Source organism: Nocardia carnea NBRC 14403, from assembly GCF_000308515.1.
Taxonomy (GTDB): Bacteria; Actinomycetota; Actinomycetes; order Mycobacteriales; family Mycobacteriaceae; genus Nocardia; species Nocardia carnea.
Genome location: NZ_BAFV01000124.1, coordinates 91,460 through 108,934 on the forward strand (window position 1 = coordinate 91,460; position 17,475 = coordinate 108,934).

General features: G+C 67.2%; 22 protein-coding genes. 12 read left to right on the plus strand and 10 right to left on the minus strand.

Annotated features, from left to right (window positions below; all coding sequences use genetic code 11):
- Positions 1-52: 52 nt before the first annotated feature.
- A complete protein-coding gene (locus ON22_RS32510; protein WP_033242772.1) occupies positions 53-451 on the plus strand; it encodes a VOC family protein in 399 nt (132 codons plus the stop codon).
- 95 nt (positions 452-546) lie between these two features.
- Here ON22_RS32510 and ON22_RS32515 read toward each other — a convergent pair whose 3' ends face one another.
- Positions 547-1,203 carry a winged helix-turn-helix transcriptional regulator gene (locus ON22_RS32515; RefSeq protein ID WP_255218574.1) on the minus strand — a complete coding sequence of 219 codons (657 nt, stop codon included), beginning with the start codon at positions 1,201-1,203 and terminating at the stop codon, positions 547-549.
- 48 nt (positions 1,204-1,251) lie between these two features.
- On the opposite strand from ON22_RS32515, the gene ON22_RS32520 reads away from it, so the two are divergent.
- Positions 1,252-1,671, plus strand: a complete 420-nt coding sequence (locus tag ON22_RS32520; RefSeq protein ID WP_051158383.1) for a DUF1761 domain-containing protein — start codon at positions 1,252-1,254, stop codon at positions 1,669-1,671.
- Between the two features lie 185 nt (positions 1,672-1,856).
- Positions 1,857-2,459 carry a hypothetical protein gene (locus ON22_RS32525; RefSeq protein ID WP_156052234.1) on the plus strand — a complete coding sequence of 201 codons (603 nt, stop codon included), beginning with the start codon at positions 1,857-1,859 and terminating at the stop codon, positions 2,457-2,459.
- Between the two features lie 237 nt (positions 2,460-2,696).
- On the opposite strand, the gene ON22_RS32530 is transcribed toward ON22_RS32525, so the two are convergent.
- Positions 2,697-3,395, minus strand: coding sequence for a cation efflux transmembrane domain-containing protein (locus tag ON22_RS32530; RefSeq protein ID WP_033242774.1), 699 nt, complete (start codon positions 3,393-3,395; stop codon positions 2,697-2,699).
- Positions 3,395-3,724 (minus strand): ArsR/SmtB family transcription factor, encoded by a 330-nt coding sequence (locus tag ON22_RS32535; protein WP_033242775.1) that lies wholly within the window; start codon positions 3,722-3,724, stop codon positions 3,395-3,397. Before ON22_RS32535 ends, ON22_RS32530 begins: the two co-directional genes overlap by 1 nt.
- A gap of 306 nt (positions 3,725-4,030) precedes the next feature.
- Between ON22_RS32535 and ON22_RS32540 the strand changes: the two genes are divergently transcribed.
- The gene (locus ON22_RS32540) at positions 4,031-4,762 is read left to right on the plus strand and encodes a hypothetical protein (RefSeq protein ID WP_033242776.1); all 732 of its coding nucleotides are present in this window, start codon (positions 4,031-4,033) and stop codon (positions 4,760-4,762) included.
- Between the two features lie 130 nt (positions 4,763-4,892).
- On the opposite strand, the gene ON22_RS32545 is transcribed toward ON22_RS32540, so the two are convergent.
- Positions 4,893-5,099: a DUF397 domain-containing protein gene (locus ON22_RS32545; protein ID WP_033242777.1), complete on the minus strand. Its 207-nt coding sequence runs from the start codon at positions 5,097-5,099 to the stop codon at positions 4,893-4,895.
- Positions 5,096-5,971, minus strand: a complete 876-nt coding sequence (locus tag ON22_RS32550; protein WP_033242778.1) for a helix-turn-helix domain-containing protein — start codon at positions 5,969-5,971, stop codon at positions 5,096-5,098. Before ON22_RS32550 ends, ON22_RS32545 begins: the two co-directional genes overlap by 4 nt.
- Positions 5,972-6,307: 336 nt before the next feature.
- Between ON22_RS32550 and ON22_RS32555 the strand changes: the two genes are divergently transcribed.
- Entirely contained in the window at positions 6,308-6,625 is a 318-nt protein-coding gene (locus ON22_RS32555; RefSeq protein ID WP_033242779.1) for a hypothetical protein, read from the plus strand.
- 89 nt (positions 6,626-6,714) lie between these two features.
- Here ON22_RS32555 and ON22_RS32560 read toward each other — a convergent pair whose 3' ends face one another.
- Positions 6,715-7,380, minus strand: a complete 666-nt coding sequence (locus ON22_RS32560) for a hypothetical protein (RefSeq protein WP_033242780.1) — start codon at positions 7,378-7,380, stop codon at positions 6,715-6,717.
- A 17-nt stretch (positions 7,381-7,397) separates the two neighbouring features.
- Between ON22_RS32560 and ON22_RS32565 the strand changes: the two genes are divergently transcribed.
- From ON22_RS32565 to ON22_RS32575, 3 genes are all read left to right on the plus strand, one after another.
- Positions 7,398-7,628 (plus strand): hypothetical protein, encoded by a 231-nt coding sequence (locus ON22_RS32565; protein ID WP_033242781.1) that lies wholly within the window; start codon positions 7,398-7,400, stop codon positions 7,626-7,628.
- 113 nt (positions 7,629-7,741) lie between these two features.
- Positions 7,742-8,932 (plus strand): NAD(P)/FAD-dependent oxidoreductase, encoded by a 1,191-nt coding sequence (locus tag ON22_RS32570; protein ID WP_033242782.1) that lies wholly within the window; start codon positions 7,742-7,744, stop codon positions 8,930-8,932.
- Positions 8,933-8,942: 10 nt separating this feature from the next.
- Positions 8,943-9,875, plus strand: a complete 933-nt coding sequence (locus ON22_RS32575; RefSeq protein ID WP_033243057.1) for a sigma-70 family RNA polymerase sigma factor — start codon at positions 8,943-8,945, stop codon at positions 9,873-9,875.
- Between the two features lie 52 nt (positions 9,876-9,927).
- Here ON22_RS32575 and ON22_RS35100 read toward each other — a convergent pair whose 3' ends face one another.
- The 4 genes from ON22_RS35100 to ON22_RS32595 all read right to left on the minus strand — a co-directional run bounded on the left by ON22_RS35100 (position 9,928) and on the right by ON22_RS32595 (position 13,732).
- A complete protein-coding gene (locus ON22_RS35100; protein WP_051158377.1) occupies positions 9,928-10,827 on the minus strand; it encodes an SGNH/GDSL hydrolase family protein in 900 nt (299 codons plus the stop codon).
- A 187-nt stretch (positions 10,828-11,014) separates the two neighbouring features.
- Complete coding sequence (locus tag ON22_RS32585; protein ID WP_033242783.1) at positions 11,015-11,959, minus strand: RNA polymerase sigma-70 factor; 945 nt, start codon at positions 11,957-11,959, stop codon at positions 11,015-11,017.
- 155 nt (positions 11,960-12,114) lie between these two features.
- The gene (locus ON22_RS32590) at positions 12,115-13,002 is read right to left on the minus strand and encodes an ATP-grasp domain-containing protein (protein WP_051158378.1); all 888 of its coding nucleotides are present in this window, start codon (positions 13,000-13,002) and stop codon (positions 12,115-12,117) included.
- 67 nt (positions 13,003-13,069) lie between these two features.
- The gene (locus ON22_RS32595; protein ID WP_086007844.1) at positions 13,070-13,732 is read right to left on the minus strand and encodes an IclR family transcriptional regulator; all 663 of its coding nucleotides are present in this window, start codon (positions 13,730-13,732) and stop codon (positions 13,070-13,072) included.
- Between the two features lie 189 nt (positions 13,733-13,921).
- Between ON22_RS32595 and ON22_RS32600 the strand changes: the two genes are divergently transcribed.
- The 4 genes from ON22_RS32600 to ON22_RS32615 are packed head-to-tail and all read left to right on the plus strand — an operon-like array spanning position 13,922 to position 17,469.
- On the plus strand, positions 13,922-14,368 hold the full coding sequence (locus ON22_RS32600; protein WP_051158384.1) for a nuclear transport factor 2 family protein: 447 nt from the start codon (positions 13,922-13,924) through the stop codon (positions 14,366-14,368).
- 50 nt (positions 14,369-14,418) lie between these two features.
- A complete protein-coding gene (locus tag ON22_RS32605; RefSeq protein WP_033242785.1) occupies positions 14,419-15,255 on the plus strand; it encodes an SDR family NAD(P)-dependent oxidoreductase in 837 nt (278 codons plus the stop codon).
- Positions 15,248-16,030, plus strand: coding sequence for an SDR family NAD(P)-dependent oxidoreductase (locus ON22_RS32610; RefSeq protein ID WP_033242786.1), 783 nt, complete (start codon positions 15,248-15,250; stop codon positions 16,028-16,030). Before ON22_RS32605 ends, ON22_RS32610 begins: the two co-directional genes overlap by 8 nt.
- Entirely contained in the window at positions 16,030-17,469 is a 1,440-nt protein-coding gene (locus ON22_RS32615; protein ID WP_033242787.1) for an FAD-dependent oxidoreductase, read from the plus strand. Before ON22_RS32610 ends, ON22_RS32615 begins: the two co-directional genes overlap by 1 nt.
- Positions 17,470-17,475: the final 6 nt, after the last annotated feature.

Genomic DNA, 17,475 nt, shown 5'->3' on the forward strand with positions numbered 1-17,475 from the left:
GGTCGCGTCCGGCGGCATAACCACCGCCGCATCGACAGAACCAGGAGCATATATGAAACTCGTCTCGACCCGCCTGATCACCGATGACATCCAGCGGATGGTCGAGTTCTACCAGCACGTGACCGGTGTCGACGCCACCTGGGCAACACCGGATTTCGCCGAAATAGTCACCCCGGCCGGCACTCTCGCCCTCGGCAGCACCCGCACCGTGGCGCTGTTCGCGGAAGGTAGCGCGCGCCCGGCCGACAACCACACCGCGATCATCGAATTCCTCGTCCCCGACGTCGACGCCGACTATCGGCGGTTGCGGGAGACGGTCGAGGGTTTCGTCAACGAGCCCACCACGATGCCGTGGGGAAACCGGTCCTTGCTGTTCCGCGATCCCGACGGCAACCTGATCAACCTCTTCACCCCCGTCACTGAGCAGGCGGTGGCAAAATTCGCCGGTTGACATCCGCGCATCGGAGCTTCAGGGCAGTCGGGTCAGAGGGGATGTCGAGCCGCCAGGTACATCCTGTCGCCATCAGTCGCTGTCGGCCGGCGGAGTCATGTTTGCACACGAACATGGACGAATACGGTGCGAAGGATGTTCGAGTCGCCCCGGAACTCGCCGGCAGCGAGGGCTTGCTCGATGCCTATTGTTCCGGCGGCGAGAGCGACGACCACATCGGGAGCGGCAGTGAATACTGTGGCCGGATCTCGATCGGGCACGAATGCGCGCGGACCGTCTTCGTCGATCCTCAGGACCATGAGGAAGCCGTCCGTCTCGATGCCGAGTTCGACGGGGACTGAGGCAGTCACACCCCGGAGGAGGGCCGGCAACGCCAGAGTCAGCCAACGCGGCCGGAAACTGTCGTCGCCCTGGCCGGTAGTCAGCAGCGGCGCGCCCCACCGGCCGAGGGCCTCCATGGGATCCCGCAGCTCGGCCCCCCACGGTGTGAGGGTGTACACGACACTCGTGCGGTCGAGGCGACGCTCGACGATCCCGTTCGCCTCCATGGTTTTCAGCCGCTCGGACAGCAGGTTCGTCGCGATTCCCTCGAGCGAGGTCTTCAGCTCGGTGTAGCGCATCGGACCGGGAAGGAGTTCGCGCACGATGAGCAGCGTCCACCGGTCGCCGATGACGTCCAGGGAGCGCGCGAGGGCACAGAACTGCCTGTAAGAGCGCGGACTCTTCGCTTCTTGGTGGACTTTATCCATCATGATTGATTCTATCAAGTGATACTTGGACGTCGAGGAGAGGTGACTCCCGTGGAGCTGAGCATCAGCTGGCCGGCGGTCGTGGTCGCGATCGTGGTCGGCATGGCGATCGCCTGGATCTGGTACAGCGACTGGGGCCTCGTCGGCGGCACTTGGCGGAAGCTGACTCACGTGACCAAGGAGGATTCGGCGCGGGGCGGCAAGAGTCCGTTCGTGGTGCTGGTGGCATCGATCATCGTCACCGCGCTGGCACTCGCCGCAGCCTGCTCGATCGCCGCCGGCTTCTTCGGCAACGATTCGGTCGGGTTGGCTTTTGCCGTCGGGCTAGTTGCGTGGTTGGGCTTCTCGCTCTCTACGCTCGCGCAGCACAACGGTTTCGAGCAGAAACCTGTCCGGCTCACGGTGATCAACAGCGCATATCAGCTCGTGCTGTTTCTGGGGATGTCGTTCACCATCGGCCTGCTGCAGTAGCAGTGCCTACAGTCGGAGCGCTCGAGTCCGTGGCATCGCAGAACTCCCCTGAGCCTGAGGCGGCGCCGTCTCACAAACGCTGTACAGGCCTGTCTGGAGTGGCGGTGATCCCTGTCGGCGGGGCGGGTCGAGAACCATCGATCGGGAAGTTCGAAAATTACCTATAGCGACCGTTCGGTCTGATAGTGAATGATGTGCCGGTGGATCTAGATCGAATCAGCGCCCGCACGCAGGAATTGGCGGCCAGGGTGGGCGTGCAACCGCCGGATATCCAATCGGGCCCGGCGCCGGATTGGATTGCGGAGGGTATACGACCGAGACGCAAGCGGGGCCGGCTCGTGCTCAGTGTTGGCCCCGCCTTCGATGAGCTCTCGCCGGCCGAGCAGGAAGCAGCGCTGGCAAGCATCCTGGTGTCATGGGATCTTGGCCGTCGTGGTCGATTTCGGCTTTGGGTCGGCATCATCTCGACTGCCCTCGTGTTCGGCATGCTCTACGGCTACGTATCAGGGTTACTGGGCTTCCCGGCTTGGCTGCTGATTCTCGGCGCCTTGGCAATCTATGTGATCGATGTTGTTGCGATCTCGGCCATCTGGTTACGGCGGATCGTTTATCAGCACGACCGCGAGCTCACGAAGCTGATGGGACGACCTGCTGTGGACTTGCTGCTGGATCTCGATGCACGCAAGCGGCCTGAACTACGAGGGCTGCCACTGGTCTACATCACGCTCGCGAGTCCACACGAAACCCGGAGAGCGGAGCGTTTGAATACTCTCGTCGCACAGCCGTGATGGTCCGGCCGGCCCTGTGCAGGAAGTGTCAGCGCACCGGGCGGCAGGTCTTCCAGCCGCTGCGCAGTCACCCGCGCCGAGCGCCGGCCGACGAGAACGGGATCGGTCACAAGGTGCACACCCCGCCGATGGCGAGTGGCTCTCCTTCTGCGCAGCGCACAGTCGGGTCCGGCATCGGTGCGACCGTCGGCCTCGGCAACCAGGTCGCGATGATGGATCGGCAGTTGCCGGTGCGGTTCAATCGCAGCAGGCGCAGTCGTGGCCGGTGCCGGTGGTGTTTTCGGTGAGTTCGGCCGGGGTGGGGCAGCAGGCGTTGCCGCGCCAGGCCTCGATACCTTCGCGGACCGCGATGGCGGCGATGATCAGGGCGGCGAGCGGATCGGCCCATGACCACCCGAACAGGCTGTTGAGCAGCAGTCCGGCCAGCAGCACCGCCGAGAGGTAGGTGCACAGCAGGGTCTGTTTCGAATCCGATACTGCGGAGGCGGAGCCGAGTTCGCGCCCGGCGCGGCGCTGTGCGGCCGACAGCACCGGCATGATCACCAGGCTCACCGCGGCCAGGACGATACCGATCGTCGAATGCCGGGCTTCGCCGACGCCGAACAGGGCGCGGACGGAGTCGACGGTGACGTAGAGGGCCAGAGCGAAGAAGGAGAACGCGATGATCCGCAGCGCGACCTTCTCCCGCTTCTCGGGATCGCGGCCGGCGAACTGCCACGCCACCGCGGCCGCCGAGGACACCTCGATCACCGAATCCAACCCGAAACCGATCAATGCGGTGGAGGACACCCGGGTGCCCTCGGTGAGCGCGATAGCCGCCTCGATGACGTTGTAGGTGATGGTCGCCGCGACGAACCAGCGGATCCGCCGCGTCAGAACCGCACGACGGTCGGTGTCCCCGCCCGGAGGCGGGACCGCTGTTTCCCGCAGACCCATCAGCAGCAGCCTTCGGTCACGGCATCCGGGCAGCATGCAGGGTCCACCGCCAGCACCAGGCCGAGTAGATCCTCCAGTGCTGCGCCGATCCGGGGATCGGCGAGTTCGTAGCGGGAGCGCCGCCCTTCGGGCACCGCGACCACCAGCCCGCAGCCACGTAGGCACGCGAGGTGGTTGGACAGGATCTGGCGGGTCACTCCGATCTGCTCCGCCAGCTCCGACGGGTAACCGGGGGCTCGGCGCAGGTTCAGCAGGATCCGGGTACGGGTCGGGTCGGACAGGGCGTGCCCGAACCGCGCCAGGGCGTCGGTGTGTACAGCGGGCTCCACGCCGCAAATAGTACACCGGTTTCTGTATTCAGAAAATAATGAACCTTCAAGGTTCGACGGCGATGTGGTGCGGGCGGCGCCGATGATGATCATCTCCGCGATGTGTGTTGCGTCGTGGCGGTCCGCCGTCGAGGCGGGGCACAGATCCCTGCGCGAGCACCGCTTCGAACATCTTTCGAGTGAGCCGCATTCAGCACAACAGGCCCGCGACCGCCGCCGTCGATCACGCCCCGTGACTCCGAGCGACTTCCGTCGTCCCGATCTCACGTGGACCGGGTCGCTGTTGTCCCTGCTACCGTTCCGTCCATGTCGGGTAGCGAGGATTTCCGTCCCGTCGGCGAGGTCCTCGCGGCGTTGGATGCGGTGTTCGCACAGGTCGAGCGGCCGGAGCGGATCGATGCGTGTCCCTGCTGCCTCAGGCCCGACAAGATCGAGGTCCTGCTGAACAAACCGCGAACAGACCTGAGTGCCGACGACCTCCGGCAGTACGTGACGGTCGCAATGATGGGGGCGGGCTCGGCCGAGGACCTGCGGTACTTCACGCCCCGGATCCTCGAGCTGTGCCTCACCGGCGAAATGGATTGGCCCGATATCGAGTGGGTTTACCAGCGGCTACGCGATGCTGGCTGGAGAGCATGGCCGGAGGCCGGTGCGATAGCCGAGTTGATGGGTGCGCTGTGGGCCGAAGTCCTCAGCGACTACCCGGATTCATACGATCCGAACGAGTTGCTGTGGACGTTCGGCAATGCCGGCGAGAGTGTCGCCGCGAACTTGCAGAGCTGGTCACGGTTGCGGACTCCGGCAGCAGTGCACAGCCTCCGGGATTTCGTGGTCGACGACGTAGTTTCGCAGGACGGTAGGCGGGTGCCGAACGGTCTGTGGCATACCGACACTGCCGCACACCGCGAGGTCGTCCAGTGGCTCGACGGTGGCGAGGCGCGACTCGCCGTGGAGCGGGCGATCGCCCAGGAAACACATCAGGAGCTGCTCCACATGCTGAACCAGTGTCGGGATTCCCTCGCGCCGCAGCCGGATTGAAGGCGGTACCGCACACCCGTCCGTCGGGACTCATGTCCACCAAGGGAGTAGGCCCGGCGGCATCATCCGGTCCGAGATCCGGCACAAGTTCTGGGACCCTGCAGGCCGGGGCCCCGTCGCGCCTGCGCTACTACGGTCGATCGAGTTCGCTGTTGGCGGCGTCGGCCAGGAATGCGTCCCACTGGGCGGGGGTGAGGACCAACGCCGGACCGCTCGAATTTTTGGAGTCGCGGACGCCGACCATGCCTTCGTCGAGGTGTGCGACCTCGACGCAATCGTTGCCCCCGCCGCTGTGGGTGCTCTTGAACCACCGGGCCCCGGACAGGTCGATACTCACTGCTCGTACTCCCTAGCTAGCCGCCGAAGCGTCTGTTTGCTGTCTACCGCGGACAACGCTACCTGTTGCAGTGCGCGAAACGTGTCTCTGTACTGGGCCACCGCCTCGGCCATGTCGTAGTACAGGTTGCCTCGGTATCCCTCTACGTACACCGTTGGTGGCTCACCGGTCGCGCGGTCGAAGTCGAGTACCGTGAACGGTCCGCACGCAACTCCCAACGGGAACCCGGCCGAGAAGGGCAGCACGCCAACGGTGACGTTCTCGGGCAGGTCCGCGAGATGGCGTAAGGACCGTCGCATGACATCCCGGCTGCCGACAACGCGGCGTAGCACGCTCTCGTCGAGTAGCAGGTCGACTTCGACCGGGTTGCGCCGCCGGTTGATGATCCGCTGCCTTCTCAGTCGCACATCCACCCGCTGTTCGAGGTCTTCGGGCGTAGCGTCGGGAAAGTACAGCGTGTCCAATGCCCTCGCGTAGGCGGGTGTTTGGAAAAGTCCGGAGATAATGTCCGGGCGATAGACGGTCAATTTCGATGCCGACGCTTCCAAACTTACGTACAGCTCGAAGTCGGCTCTGATGGCGTGGCCGTACTCGTTCCACCACAAGCCGTCCTCGCCATCACCGTTCGCGGCCACCTTCGCCAGTTCGAGTAGCCCGGGCAGCTGGTCCATAGTGTCGTAGACCTGGCAGAGCGCTTGGATGTCGAGTAGCCGAATGCGGTTCGCCTCACCTTTTTCCAAGCGCTGCAGGGTGCCTGCTCCCCGTTCGATCAGCCGGGCGGCGTCCTGGATCGACATGCCCGCTTCCTGGCGCATATCGCGGAGACGCCTGCCTAGCTGGCGGCGTGGGATGGTGCTGGGAATCTTCCCCATCTGGTCGTTCCCCCGTGTTGTTGGGTGGCACCTGGCCGTTTTCGTGGGTGATCTGGTCGGCGGGGTCGGGTGCCCTGGTCGGTTGAGTTGGATGCATTGTGCACCCGTCGCGGATGGTTTGCTGGGGAAACGGGTGAAGTTGATTGGATGATCCAAACGGACTGGCCCACTGTGTGTTCCGGGTGTCTACTTGCGCAGCACCCGGAACCGGGAAAGCCCGTGGCATCTGCGCTCTGCCATGGGACACGCAGTACGGTCGAGGAGCATCGTCGCTGGGTGGTGCGGTCCGGCCTCGGTTCCGGGTGTTGCCAACATCTTGAAACGATAGGGGAACCGATGGACAGAAAGGTGCAGAAGGCGCTCGGATTGATCCGACGTGAATTGCACGGCGACGGTGTGGATATTCATCGGGTGGCGCAGCAGCACGGCTACCGGATCGTATGGACTGTCCGACTCGATACCGGCCCGCTGGCTACCGCGCTCATCTTGTGCGGGGCCGTCATGGAACACAACGCGGCGGCGGTCGCGGTGCCTTCGTTCGAGCATGCCGACGCGGTACGCCATGCGATTACCGATATTGCCGCTCTCGTCACGCCGATGCGCGTCTATCCGCTCGGATATCGCTGGCCCGTAGTGGATCTGGACCGGCGGTGAGCGTGCTGGGCTTGGTGGTGGCCTTCGGGTTGCCGTTGGGAGTCCTGTTGTGGGCGGTGTGCTGGCCGCAGCGTTACTGCCCGGGTAGGTCAGCTCGTCTTTTCGGCCGGTACGTCGACCGCGACCTCGCCGCCGAGCGTATGGCCGCCGGTGAGGCGCAGGTGGTCGCCGCTCCAGAAGCGGCCCGGGTCGTACCAGTCGGGACTGCGGTCCTCGGGTAGTAGACCCATCGCCTGATAAGTGGCGGCCACGATTTCCGCGCAGTAGGCGTTCTCGACTTCGCGCGCATCGGGGCGGCGGGGGCGGCGGGATAGTCGGCGGGGCAGCTGGATTCGGCCCCGGAACCAGCGGCCGGCGAGGGCGGCGGTCGAGGGGAAGGGGGTTCCATCGAGCCGGGCGACGGTGCGCAGGACACCGTCTTCCATTGCGCGGGTGGCCGGGGGATCGAGCTGGCGCAGCCAGGCCTGCTGCCCGTACTTGTTGGCCCACACCATCACTGCGTCGCGCAGATTGTGCAATTGGGCGCCCCGATGAGTGGTGCCCGACCACATATCGGTGAGTGAGCGGCCGAGTTCGGCATGCCAGATCAGGGCCGGTAGATCGTCGATCACCACGGCCATCCCGACATGGTTGACCGGGCTGTTGGTGGTCATCCTGATCATTCGGTCGGCCGTGGAATGTCCACGGAACAACCAGATATCGCCCGTTCTGGTGATCTCTACAGCCCGGTCGAGATCGATATCCGCACCCGCCATACACGTAGCCTATTCCTATGAGGTGGTGGAAGCTGCTGGGTTTGGCGGGTGCGGCCGGTGTGGTGGCCACCGGTGTGGTGGTGGTGCGCGCGGAGCGGCGCCGCCGGGCGTATACACCGGATGAGGTTCGCGAGCAGTTGCATGCGCGGTTCGCGCAGGCGGTGGCCGCGGAAACGGTCGAGGCGGCCGAACCGGAGTCGCGGCGCGCCCGGCTGCGAGCCTGGGTGCGGAGGGTGCTGCGGCGCTGACAACCATTCGGTGATTCAGATCACATTCGCTGCCTGTCAGGAATCCGGTCGCTGCCCCGTTCAGAGGACACGCGAACGAAAGAGGTTCACGCGAACCGGACAGGAGCACCGTTATGAAGCACCGCATCATGGTCCTGGGGGCCGGATACGCCGGCGCCTACGCCGCCGGACTGCTCGCGCGGCGGCTGCATCGCGACGAGGTCGAGATCACCGTCGTCAATGCCGAACCGGATTTCGTCGAACGGATGCGCATGCATCAGCTCGCCGCGGGCCAGGAACTGCGCCGGCACGATCTGGCGGAAGTATTCTCGGGTACCGGCATCAGGCTGCTGGTGGCGAGGGTGGAAGCGGTCGATGCCGAACAGCGGACCGTCACTGTGACCGGCGCCGACGGAACCGACCGGCTCGGATACGACACCCTTCTCTACACACTCGGCAGCACCGCCGCCCACCACGGTGTGCCGGGTGTCGCCGAGCACGCCTTCCATGTGGCCGGGCGGCCGTCGGCGCTGCGGCTGCGGCAGCGTCTGGACGACCTCGGTGGTGACGGGGCGGTGCTCGTCGTCGGCGGCAATCTCACCGCGATCGAGGCCGCGCCCGAACTCGCCGAATCCCGGCCTGGCCTGCGGGTCACGCTTGCGACCACAGGTGAACTGGGCGGCTGGCTCGGGCCCGCGGCCCGGCGTCATCTGTTCCGGGTCTTCGACCGGTTCGGGATCACCGTCCACGAGCACACCACTGTCGAACGGGTGGAGGCGTCCCATGCGGTCGCCGCCGACGGCACTGTTCTGCCCGCCGACGCTACCGTCTGGGCGGCCGGGTTCGCTGTGCATCCGGTGGCCGCCGCGAGCGGGCTCGCGGTCGAGGAGAACGGGCGGATCCGGGTGGACCGGATGATGCGATCGGTCTCGCACCCCGATGTCTACGCCGCGGGCGACAGCGCTTTCGCCATCCGCGACAACGGCCGGCCGCTGCCGATGTCCTGCGCGTCGGCGGGTTTCACCGCCATGCAGGCCGTGGCCGCGATCGTCGGCGACCTCACCGGCCGCGAGGCACCCGAGACCTCGCTGTCCTACGTGGGCAACCACATCAGTCTCGGCCGCAAAGACGGGATCTTCCAGCTCGTCGATGCTGCCGAGCGGTCGAAGTCGTGGGCCTTGCGGGGCCGTCCCGCCGCGCGGGTCAAGGCCGCCATTCTGAACGCGGGTCCGTGGAGTTTGCGCCATCCGACCTACGGCCGGCCCATCCGCAGGCATCATCTCGCGGACGTGCCGCGGCGGCGCAACGAGGAGGTCGCGGCCTAAAGTGGCGATCGTGGACACTGCCACCGTGGCACGCTTCGAGGCCGGCCGGTCCCGGCTGGCCTCGCTGGCGTACCGGCTGCTCGGTTCGGCCGCCGACGCCGAGGATGTCGTCCAGGACGCGTTCCTGCGCTGGCAGGCCGCCGATCGCGACCGCATCGAGATCCCCGAGGCCTGGCTCACCAAGGTGGTGACCAACCTGTCGCTGGACCGGCTGCGCTCGGCGCGCGCCCGGCACGAACGTGCGGCCGGCACCTGGCTACCCGAACCGCTGCTGGACGGCGACCCCATGCTGGGGCCGGCCGATACCGTCGAACAGCGCGAATCGGTAACGCTGGCGGTGCTGCGGCTGATGGAGCAGCTGTCCCCGGTCGAACGCGCCGTCTACGTTCTGCGCGAAGCATTTTCCTACAGTCACGCCGAGATCGGCGAGATCCTCGACATCTCCGAATCGGCCAGCCAGCAGCACACACATCGGGCGCGGCAGCGGATCGCCGCCGGGCGCAACGCCGGTGCGGCCGACCGCGCGTCCGCCCGCCGGATCGTGGAGGCCTTCGTCGCCGCCGCCTCCTCGGGACGCACCGAGCACCTGGTCGCCCTGCTGACCGATGATGCGACCGCGATCTCCGACGGCGCCGGGCTCGCCGCGAAACTCCAGGTCTTGAAGACGCCCCGCCGGATCGCGACCACCTTGCGCGCAGGCTTCAAACCGACCCCGGCCAAGCGCAGGCTGGTCGGTGGCCCGCTGTCCATCCACGCCGGTGTGGTCAACGGTGCACCGGCGATGATCGCCGTGACCGCGGACCGGGTGGTGGGCGTGGTGGTCCTGGAGGTCCGCGACGGCAAGATCGCCACAGTCTTCGGTATGGGCGCGCGAAGGCTCGACCGCCTCACCGGGCAATGGCAGCAAACCGAGCACCCGGAACCGCTCATCGAATCATGGTGAGTGGCCGGGAAACTCCCACACGCGCAGCTCGACCGGCCGATCACACGACGGATCAGGCGATTTCCGCGGAGACCCGTTCGGCGACAACAGTCATGCCGTCGAGGTTGGGATGGTAGGAGGCGGCCATGGACGCTATCGGATCGGGTGCCACCGGGGCGAGGATCCCGTTGACCCAGGGATCCGGGGAACAGGCGGTATGACTGTCGGCACCGGGGACCTGGATCGAACGTACCCCCGTATCGTCCGCGGCGCGGCGTGTTGCGGTGATGAGCCCGTCGAACGTCCGGCGGGCGACAGCCGCGTACTCCGGCGCCAGGGGAACCATCGGGCAGGTGGTCGCGTCCGCGCCCAGGACCGGTAGGTATTCGACCAGCAGCACTGTCGCCCCGGGCGCTTTGTCCTGCACCGCACGGACGATATCGGTCAACGCCCCGGTGAGTCGCTCGATATCGGCGGCGGTGGGCTCGGTGGCGGTGCCTCCGCACAAGGCGTTCAATGCGCCGGTGATCGTATCCGGCGGTGCCGTGGGCAGTGCACCGCCGACGATGCTCCCGCAGCTGCTCGCCTGCATCCCGCCGATGAGGCCGAGGTCGTTACCGCCGATGGTGATGGTGACCAGCCGGGTGTCGCCGGTGACGGCGTCGAGTTGCGGTGCAGCGGTTCCGCCGCCGGGGATCTGCTGAGGTTCGGACAGCAGATTCGAGGTGGTCGCCCCCGAACAGGTGACATCGGTGAGCGCGAGGCCCGTTGCCTCGGCGACCTGGTGCGGATAGTTGCGGCCGGAGCGAGCGCATCCGGCGCCGTGCAAGGGTTCGATACCCGGACCGGCGGCGTAGGAGCTCCCCAGCGCGACGTATCGCCCGGCGGCCCCCGGTTCGGCGTGCCCGGCGGGAGCGGCACACAGTATCGCGGCGAACACGACGGCGGACGCGGTTGCTGTCCGGAACGGCATGATGCTCCTCGGTGAGTTGATCTGGCCGACACTGTACGTACTGGATGTCCCGGGCATCGATCTGAGAGTTGTCGTCTATACCGCTGCGGCCGGATCACCGGAAGCTGAGAAGCTGGGTCGGTGCGGTCCGGTTCCGCGACCCGCTCATGAGCTGACCGCGGCGGCTTCGCGCTCGGCCGGGTCGGAGTCACCACTCCACGGGGAGGGGGTGATGTGGTGCCGATGCCGCCCACCGGCGTCGCACACGACCCAGTTTGTCCGGGTTGACCTGGATACGGATCGTCTGGATGCCGCCCGGGGCCGACTCGAAGCAGAAAACACCGAGTACCTGCCCGTTCACCTCGACCAGCAGGGCCGGCCCATCGTTGACAGTGACGCTGTAGAAGGATGGCTTACTGCCGATGAAGGCCCGCTTGGCGGCGGTCGGCCGGAACAAACCGCTCAGGTAGCGGGCGATGGCGAAGCCGCCGAGGACCGGGCCTCGACGCGCCGGAACTCGTCCACCACCATCGGCGATGCTGACTGCGTCGCCGGTGAGCAACCGGATCAGCGGTTCGGTATCGCCGCTGAGAGCCGCGGTCAGGAATTCCCGGACGATTCCCCGCGCGGTCGCCGAGTCGACCGGAGTGCGGGACCGCTCGGTGGTCACATGCTGTTTCGCGCGCCGGTAGATCTGCTGGCAGTTCGCCTCGCTGAGGTCGAGCATGTCCGCGATCTCTCGATGCTGATACTCGAATGCCTCCCGCAGCACATATACTGCGCGTTCCTTCGGCGACAGCCGTTCCAGCAGGGTGAGCATCGCGAGGGACACCGATTCGCGTTGCTCGACGGTATCGGCGGGGCCGAGCATCGGATCACCGGCCAGGACCGGTTCCGGAAGCCATTGCCCCACATAGGTTTCGCGTCTCGCTCGGGCCGAGGTCAATTGATTGAGGCAAAGGTTGGTCAGCACCTTCGTCAGCCACGCCTCGGGGGTTTCGATCTGTTCGCGGTCTGCCGCGTGCCAGCGCAGAAAGGTCTCCTGCACGGCGTCCTCGGCATCCCCGGCCGAGCCGAGCAGCCGGTAGGCGATCGCCGCCAAACGGCCCCGCGCCCCTTCGAACAGGTCGGCCTCTTGCGAACTGAGCACCATTGCTCCATCGTCGACCATCCGCGCAGGCCGAGTCCAGCCGGCCCGGGGGCCGTCGCGTCGCCCCGGGGTTCTGGATATCGCGAAACCGTCCCCTGTGCGGGCCGGCGACGGGCCCGAACTCCGGGCGATCGACTACGACCTGCCATTCTGTCCGGTCACCGGTTGCCCGGCGCGACGCTCCCCGGGGACTCTTCGGCGAACTCGTCGCGCAGGGCCGCGACGAGTGTTTCCGGCGGGATCGTGCGCGGCCGGTCGCTCACCTGACCGTCGCCGAGCTCGATCAGGCGCCAGGCGCCATCGGCGCGCAGCGCGAAATCTGCCGTGACGAAGGGCAGCCCGAGATCGCGGATCGGCTGTTGCGCGATGGCGGTATCGAAGTCCGGGGAGGGGGTGTCCTGTGGACTGTCGGGGTGGGGGCCGACGATGTGACAGTTACCGCCGATCCACCAGGTCCGAATCTCGGCGGATACGAACGGCTCATAAGCGCGCAGTACGAAACCGCCGGTCAGGTCCGCACCGCGCAATTCCCGGAACCGGCTCGCCACCCGCCAGGCCGCCGTGCCGTCACCGGTCTCGGGTATGAAGGCGGCGTCGTTCCAGTAGTGCTTCATCGATTTCGTGTAGTCGCGCAGCACGGCGGGGCCCGCGCCGAGCCGTTGCCGTGCCCGGTCGAATTCCACCCGCGCGGTGCCCGTTGTCCATACCGACCGGGGCGTCAGTGTGGTGAGTTCGGCGTACCAGCCGGGCATTTCGTGTGCGCGCCGGTAGTGCGGGGGTGTGGTGCGCAGGACGATATTCCGGCTGAGCAGGGCCTCGGTGAGTTCGGCGTACCGCTCGCTACGCACCATCCAGCCGCGGTATACGGCAACCCCCTCGGCCTGGACTCGCCGTACCGCTTCCTCCGCACCGCCGGGCCGGGTGAGGTGGTCGTGATCGACCAGCGCCACATCGATCCCGAGGGTGCGCGCGGCCGCGGCCTCGGCAGCGAAATGGTCGTCGGCGCGGCGGGGACGGAGTGGATCGGCGGGTACGAGCAGGATCATGGCCGATATCGTCGCCGAACGGTATGGCCGGCCCAACCGGTTTTCGCTGCGTTGCCTGCTGTCCGGGTCAGTGCAGGAGTGTGCCCAGCTGCCGGGCGGCTTCGGTGACGGCGGTGGCGAGCGCGCGCTCGTCGTCGATCTCGAATACCGAGATTCCGATCGAGGACAGCGGTGCGCCGCGGCGGCGGGGGATCAGGGCCGAGAGGCCGTACACCGTGGAGACGACCTCGCCGCGCGTGACCGCGTAGCCCCGGTGGCGGGCCGCCTCCACCTCCGGGCGTTCGCCGGGGGCCGGTGGCAGGGCGGCCAGCATGGCCAATCCGGCCGATCCCCGGTCGATGGCGTGTACCTGGCCCGGCCGGAACGCCACATGGACCTCGGCATTGCGTGGTTCCACGACTACCAGCGCGCGCACCTCGGACGCGCTCTCGCGGAGTACGAGGTGGACGGTGGCGCGCGTACGTTCGGCGAGGTCCTCCATCACCGGCCGGGCCACGGTCCGTAGATCCTGTTCCACCGGCTCGGCCAGCGTGACCAGGCCCGTGCCGAGCGTGACCCGTTTGGTGTCGTCGCGGCGGCACAGGCGGTGGGCCTCGAGGGTGCGGACCAGCCGATGCGCGACAGTCCGGTGCACGCCGACCGCGTCGGCTAGATCGCTGGTCGACAGCCCGTGCGGGTGACGGGAGAGCACCTCGAGGATCGCCAATCCGTGGTGCAGCGTTTTCGACATCCCGGAGTCGAGCTCGACCGCGGGCGTGTGTTCGCCGTCCGGTGCCGTGCTGTGGTTCATCTCGTCCTTCTTGACTTCTGTGAGGGCGGACACTTAGCCTTCATGCATATCGCACAGTGTGTGCGATTATCGCACGGTCGCAGGGTGGGGGCAAGCCGGCCGATCAGCGATCACCCGAGGAGAATGTCGATGAACACGGTGTCGCCCGGAGGTCTGCCCGATCCGGCCACGGTGGCCGCGGTCCACCAGTTGTACGGGTTCCAGAGCCACTCCATAGACAACGGCCGCGCCGCCGACTGGGCGGCCACGTTCACCATGGCCGGGGAATTCCATTCGCCGAGCTATCCCGAACCGGTGGTGGGCCGGGCTGCGCTCACCGACTTCGCCCGCGGCTTCTACGAGGCGGCGCAGGCGGCGGACGAGATCCAGCGGCACGTGGTCACGAATATCGCGATCCGGCAGCTCGACGACGCGACGCTCGAGGCCGGTGCCTATCTGCAGATAGTCGCGACCCCTCGCGGCGGCCGCTCGCGGCTGGTGCGGATGACCACCTTCGAGGACCGCCTCCAGCGCACCGACGGCGGCTGGGCGATCGCCCGTCGCCGCGTTTCGCGCGACGACACACCTCCGGCATAACGCCGGCCACCTCGACTTTCTCCCATTTTCATCTCAGGAAGGACCAGGAAATGAGCACCACCACGGACCGGGACAATCCGGGCCGCACCGATGCGACCCCGATGACCGCGCAATACCCGGAAATGGCGGGCAAGGTCGCTGTTGTCACCGGTGCGGCCCAGGGGATGGGTGCGGTCTTCGCGGCGGGGCTGGCCGCGCGCGGAGTATCGGTGGTGGCCGCGGATATCAACGAGGACCAGGTTGTCACCACCGCGGACCGGATCAACGCCGAACTCGCCGGGAACGGGGCGGACGTACCGGCGGGCCGGATCGTCGGTATGCGGGCCGATGTCACCGCGCCCGCCGACCACGAAGAACTCGCCCGGCGGGCAATCGCCGAATTCGAGCGGATCGACTTCTGGATCAACAACGCCGGTATCTTCCCGTTCGCGCCGGCCGAGGATATCTCGCCCGAGCAGATCGGCGCGACCCTGCGGGTGAACGTCGAGGGCGTGCTGTACGGCGCGCAGGCCGCGGCGCGGCATATGCGACCCGGCGGCGCGATCGTGAACATGTCGTCGGTGTCCGCGCTGCGGGTGCGGAAGGGCCGGGGCGCCTACTGCACCTCCAAGGCCGCAGTCGCGCATATGACCGAATCACTGGCAGTCGAATTCGGTGACAAAGGGATCCGGGTGAATTCCATCGCCCCCGGCTACATCGATACCGCCATGACCCGCTGGGTCCAGGACGATCCCGCCGCGCTCGCGCACGCCCTCGAGGTGGTCCCGCTACACCGGCTCGGTTCGCCGGAGGAGGTGTTCGGGCCGCTGCTGTTCCTGCTGTCCGACAGCGCCCGCTACATCACCGGCCACAGCATCGCCGTCGACGGCGGGTCGCGCCATGTCTGACCGCCCGGACTATCCCGGAGTCGTCCTGGTGACCGGTGCCGCGGCCGGTATGGGCGCGGCCCATGCGCGGGCGCTCGGCGCACTCGGCACCCATGTCTGTGCCGCGGATATCACCGACACCACCGAACTGGTCGCGGAGATCACCGCGGCCGGTGGTTCGGCCAGCGCGCATCTGCTCGATGTCGCCGACCGATCGGCCTGGGACCGGGTCGTCGACGAGATTCGTACGCAACGTGGGGAACTCGGCGGCCTGGTCAACAATGCCGGTATCTCGCGGCGGCTGGAATTCACCGACACCCCGGACGAGATCTGGGAGAAAACGCTGCGGATCAACCTGTCCGGCCCCTTCTACGGGATGCAGGCCGTGGCGCCGCTCATGCGTGATTCCGGCGGCGGATCCATCGTGAACATCTCCTCGATCACCGGGCAGATCGGCTACTTCTCCCCGGCGTACTCGGCCAGCAAATGGGGGCTGACCGGGCTGTCGAAATCGGCGGCGGGCGGCCTGGCGAAATGGGGTATCCGGGTCAACTCGGTCCATCCGGGTCTGGTCGGGACCGCCCTGGTCACCGGTTCGGGCGGGTTCGTGGAATCGTCGCTGCGGTCCATTCCGATGGGGCGGATGGGCGCGCCCGAGGAGATCACCGACGCCGTACTGCATCTGCTGTCGAACCGGTCGAGCTATATGACCGGCAGCGAGGTCACCGTCGACGGCGGACTGGTGTCCAACGGCCTGTACCACCGCATCGTCGCCGATACCGAGGGGAGCCTGTAATGGATGACGAATTCGATGTCATCGTCATCGGCGGCGGTGGGGCCGGCCTGGCGGCCGCGGTCTCCGCGGCCGAAGACGGTGCCTCGGTGCTGCTGTTCGAATCCGAACGGGAACTCGGCGGCTCCACCCAGCTGTCCGCGGGCCTGTTCACCGCGGCGGGAACCAGTGTGCAGCGGGCCCTCGGGATCGAGGATTCGCCGGACAAGTTCTTCCAGCACTACATGGACCTCAACCAGTGGGTGTTGCGCCCGGGGCTGATCCACGCCTTCTGCGAGAATGCCGGACCGACACTCGAATGGCTCATCGGCCTCGGACTCGAGGTTCCGGCGGCCGTTTCCGGTAATGCACACCAGCCGGGCCTGACCCGCGCGGGAGTGGAGGACGTGTGGCGCGGGCACGTACCGAAGGACCAGGGCTACGGCCTCGTCCAGGTCCTGGCCGGGGCCGCCCGTGCGCACAGTGTCGAGGTCGTGCTGGGTACCCGGGTGGAGAAACTGCTGGTCCAGCAAGGGCGTGTGGCGGGAGTCGTCGCCGACGGGATCGACATGCAGGCGAAAGCTGTCGTCGTCGCCTCCGGTGGTTTCGCCCGGGATCCCGAGTTCCTCGACCGCTATTTCCCGGACGTGCGCGAGGCGGGCGAATCCTTGTTCGTGGTGGCCGCACCGGGCAGCCGGGGCGACCACCTGCGCTTCGGGGAGAACATCGGTGCGGCACTGACCGGCCACGGCTGGGGGCTGCTCATGCCCACCGTGTACTTCCAGCGGCAGCACCACTGGCAGTCCGGGTTCCCACCCGCCTCGCGAATCCATGTGAACCCGCAGGGCCGGCGTTTCATGGACGAGGACGCGTCTTATGCCGTGTCGACCGGAATCCTGGACCAGCACGGCGGCTACGGCTGGATGATCTTCGACGAGAAGGCCCGGACCGGACTTGCCCCCGGATACACCGACTGGACTGCCGAACGGGTGGCCGAGGAGGTCGCGGCCGGACGTACGGTGCGGGCCGGCAGCTGGGACGAGCTCGCGGCAGCCATCGGAGTCCCGGCCGCTGCCCTGCGCACGAGTATCGATCGGTGGAACGCCGAGGTGCCCGCGGGCCAGGACACCGAATTCCGCCGGCACGTTTCTCTGGCCGCGAAAGGTGTGACCGAGCCGCTGGACCCGATCGAAACCGGCCCCTTCTACGCGGCCAGGATCCTGCCCGCGGAGCTGGTCTGCACCCACACCGGCCTCGAGATCGACGCACGTGCCGCCGTACTCGATACCACCGGAGCGCCGGTGGCAGGACTGTTCGCCGCCGGTGAGGCGGGCGGCGGGGTCCTCGGACAGCGCTACGTCGGCGGCGGCAACGCTGTCGCCAACGCGCTCACCATGGGCCGGATCGCCGGCCGCAGCGCGGCGCTCGCGTCGCGCCCCCTTTCGAACGCACAAGGACGATGACATGTT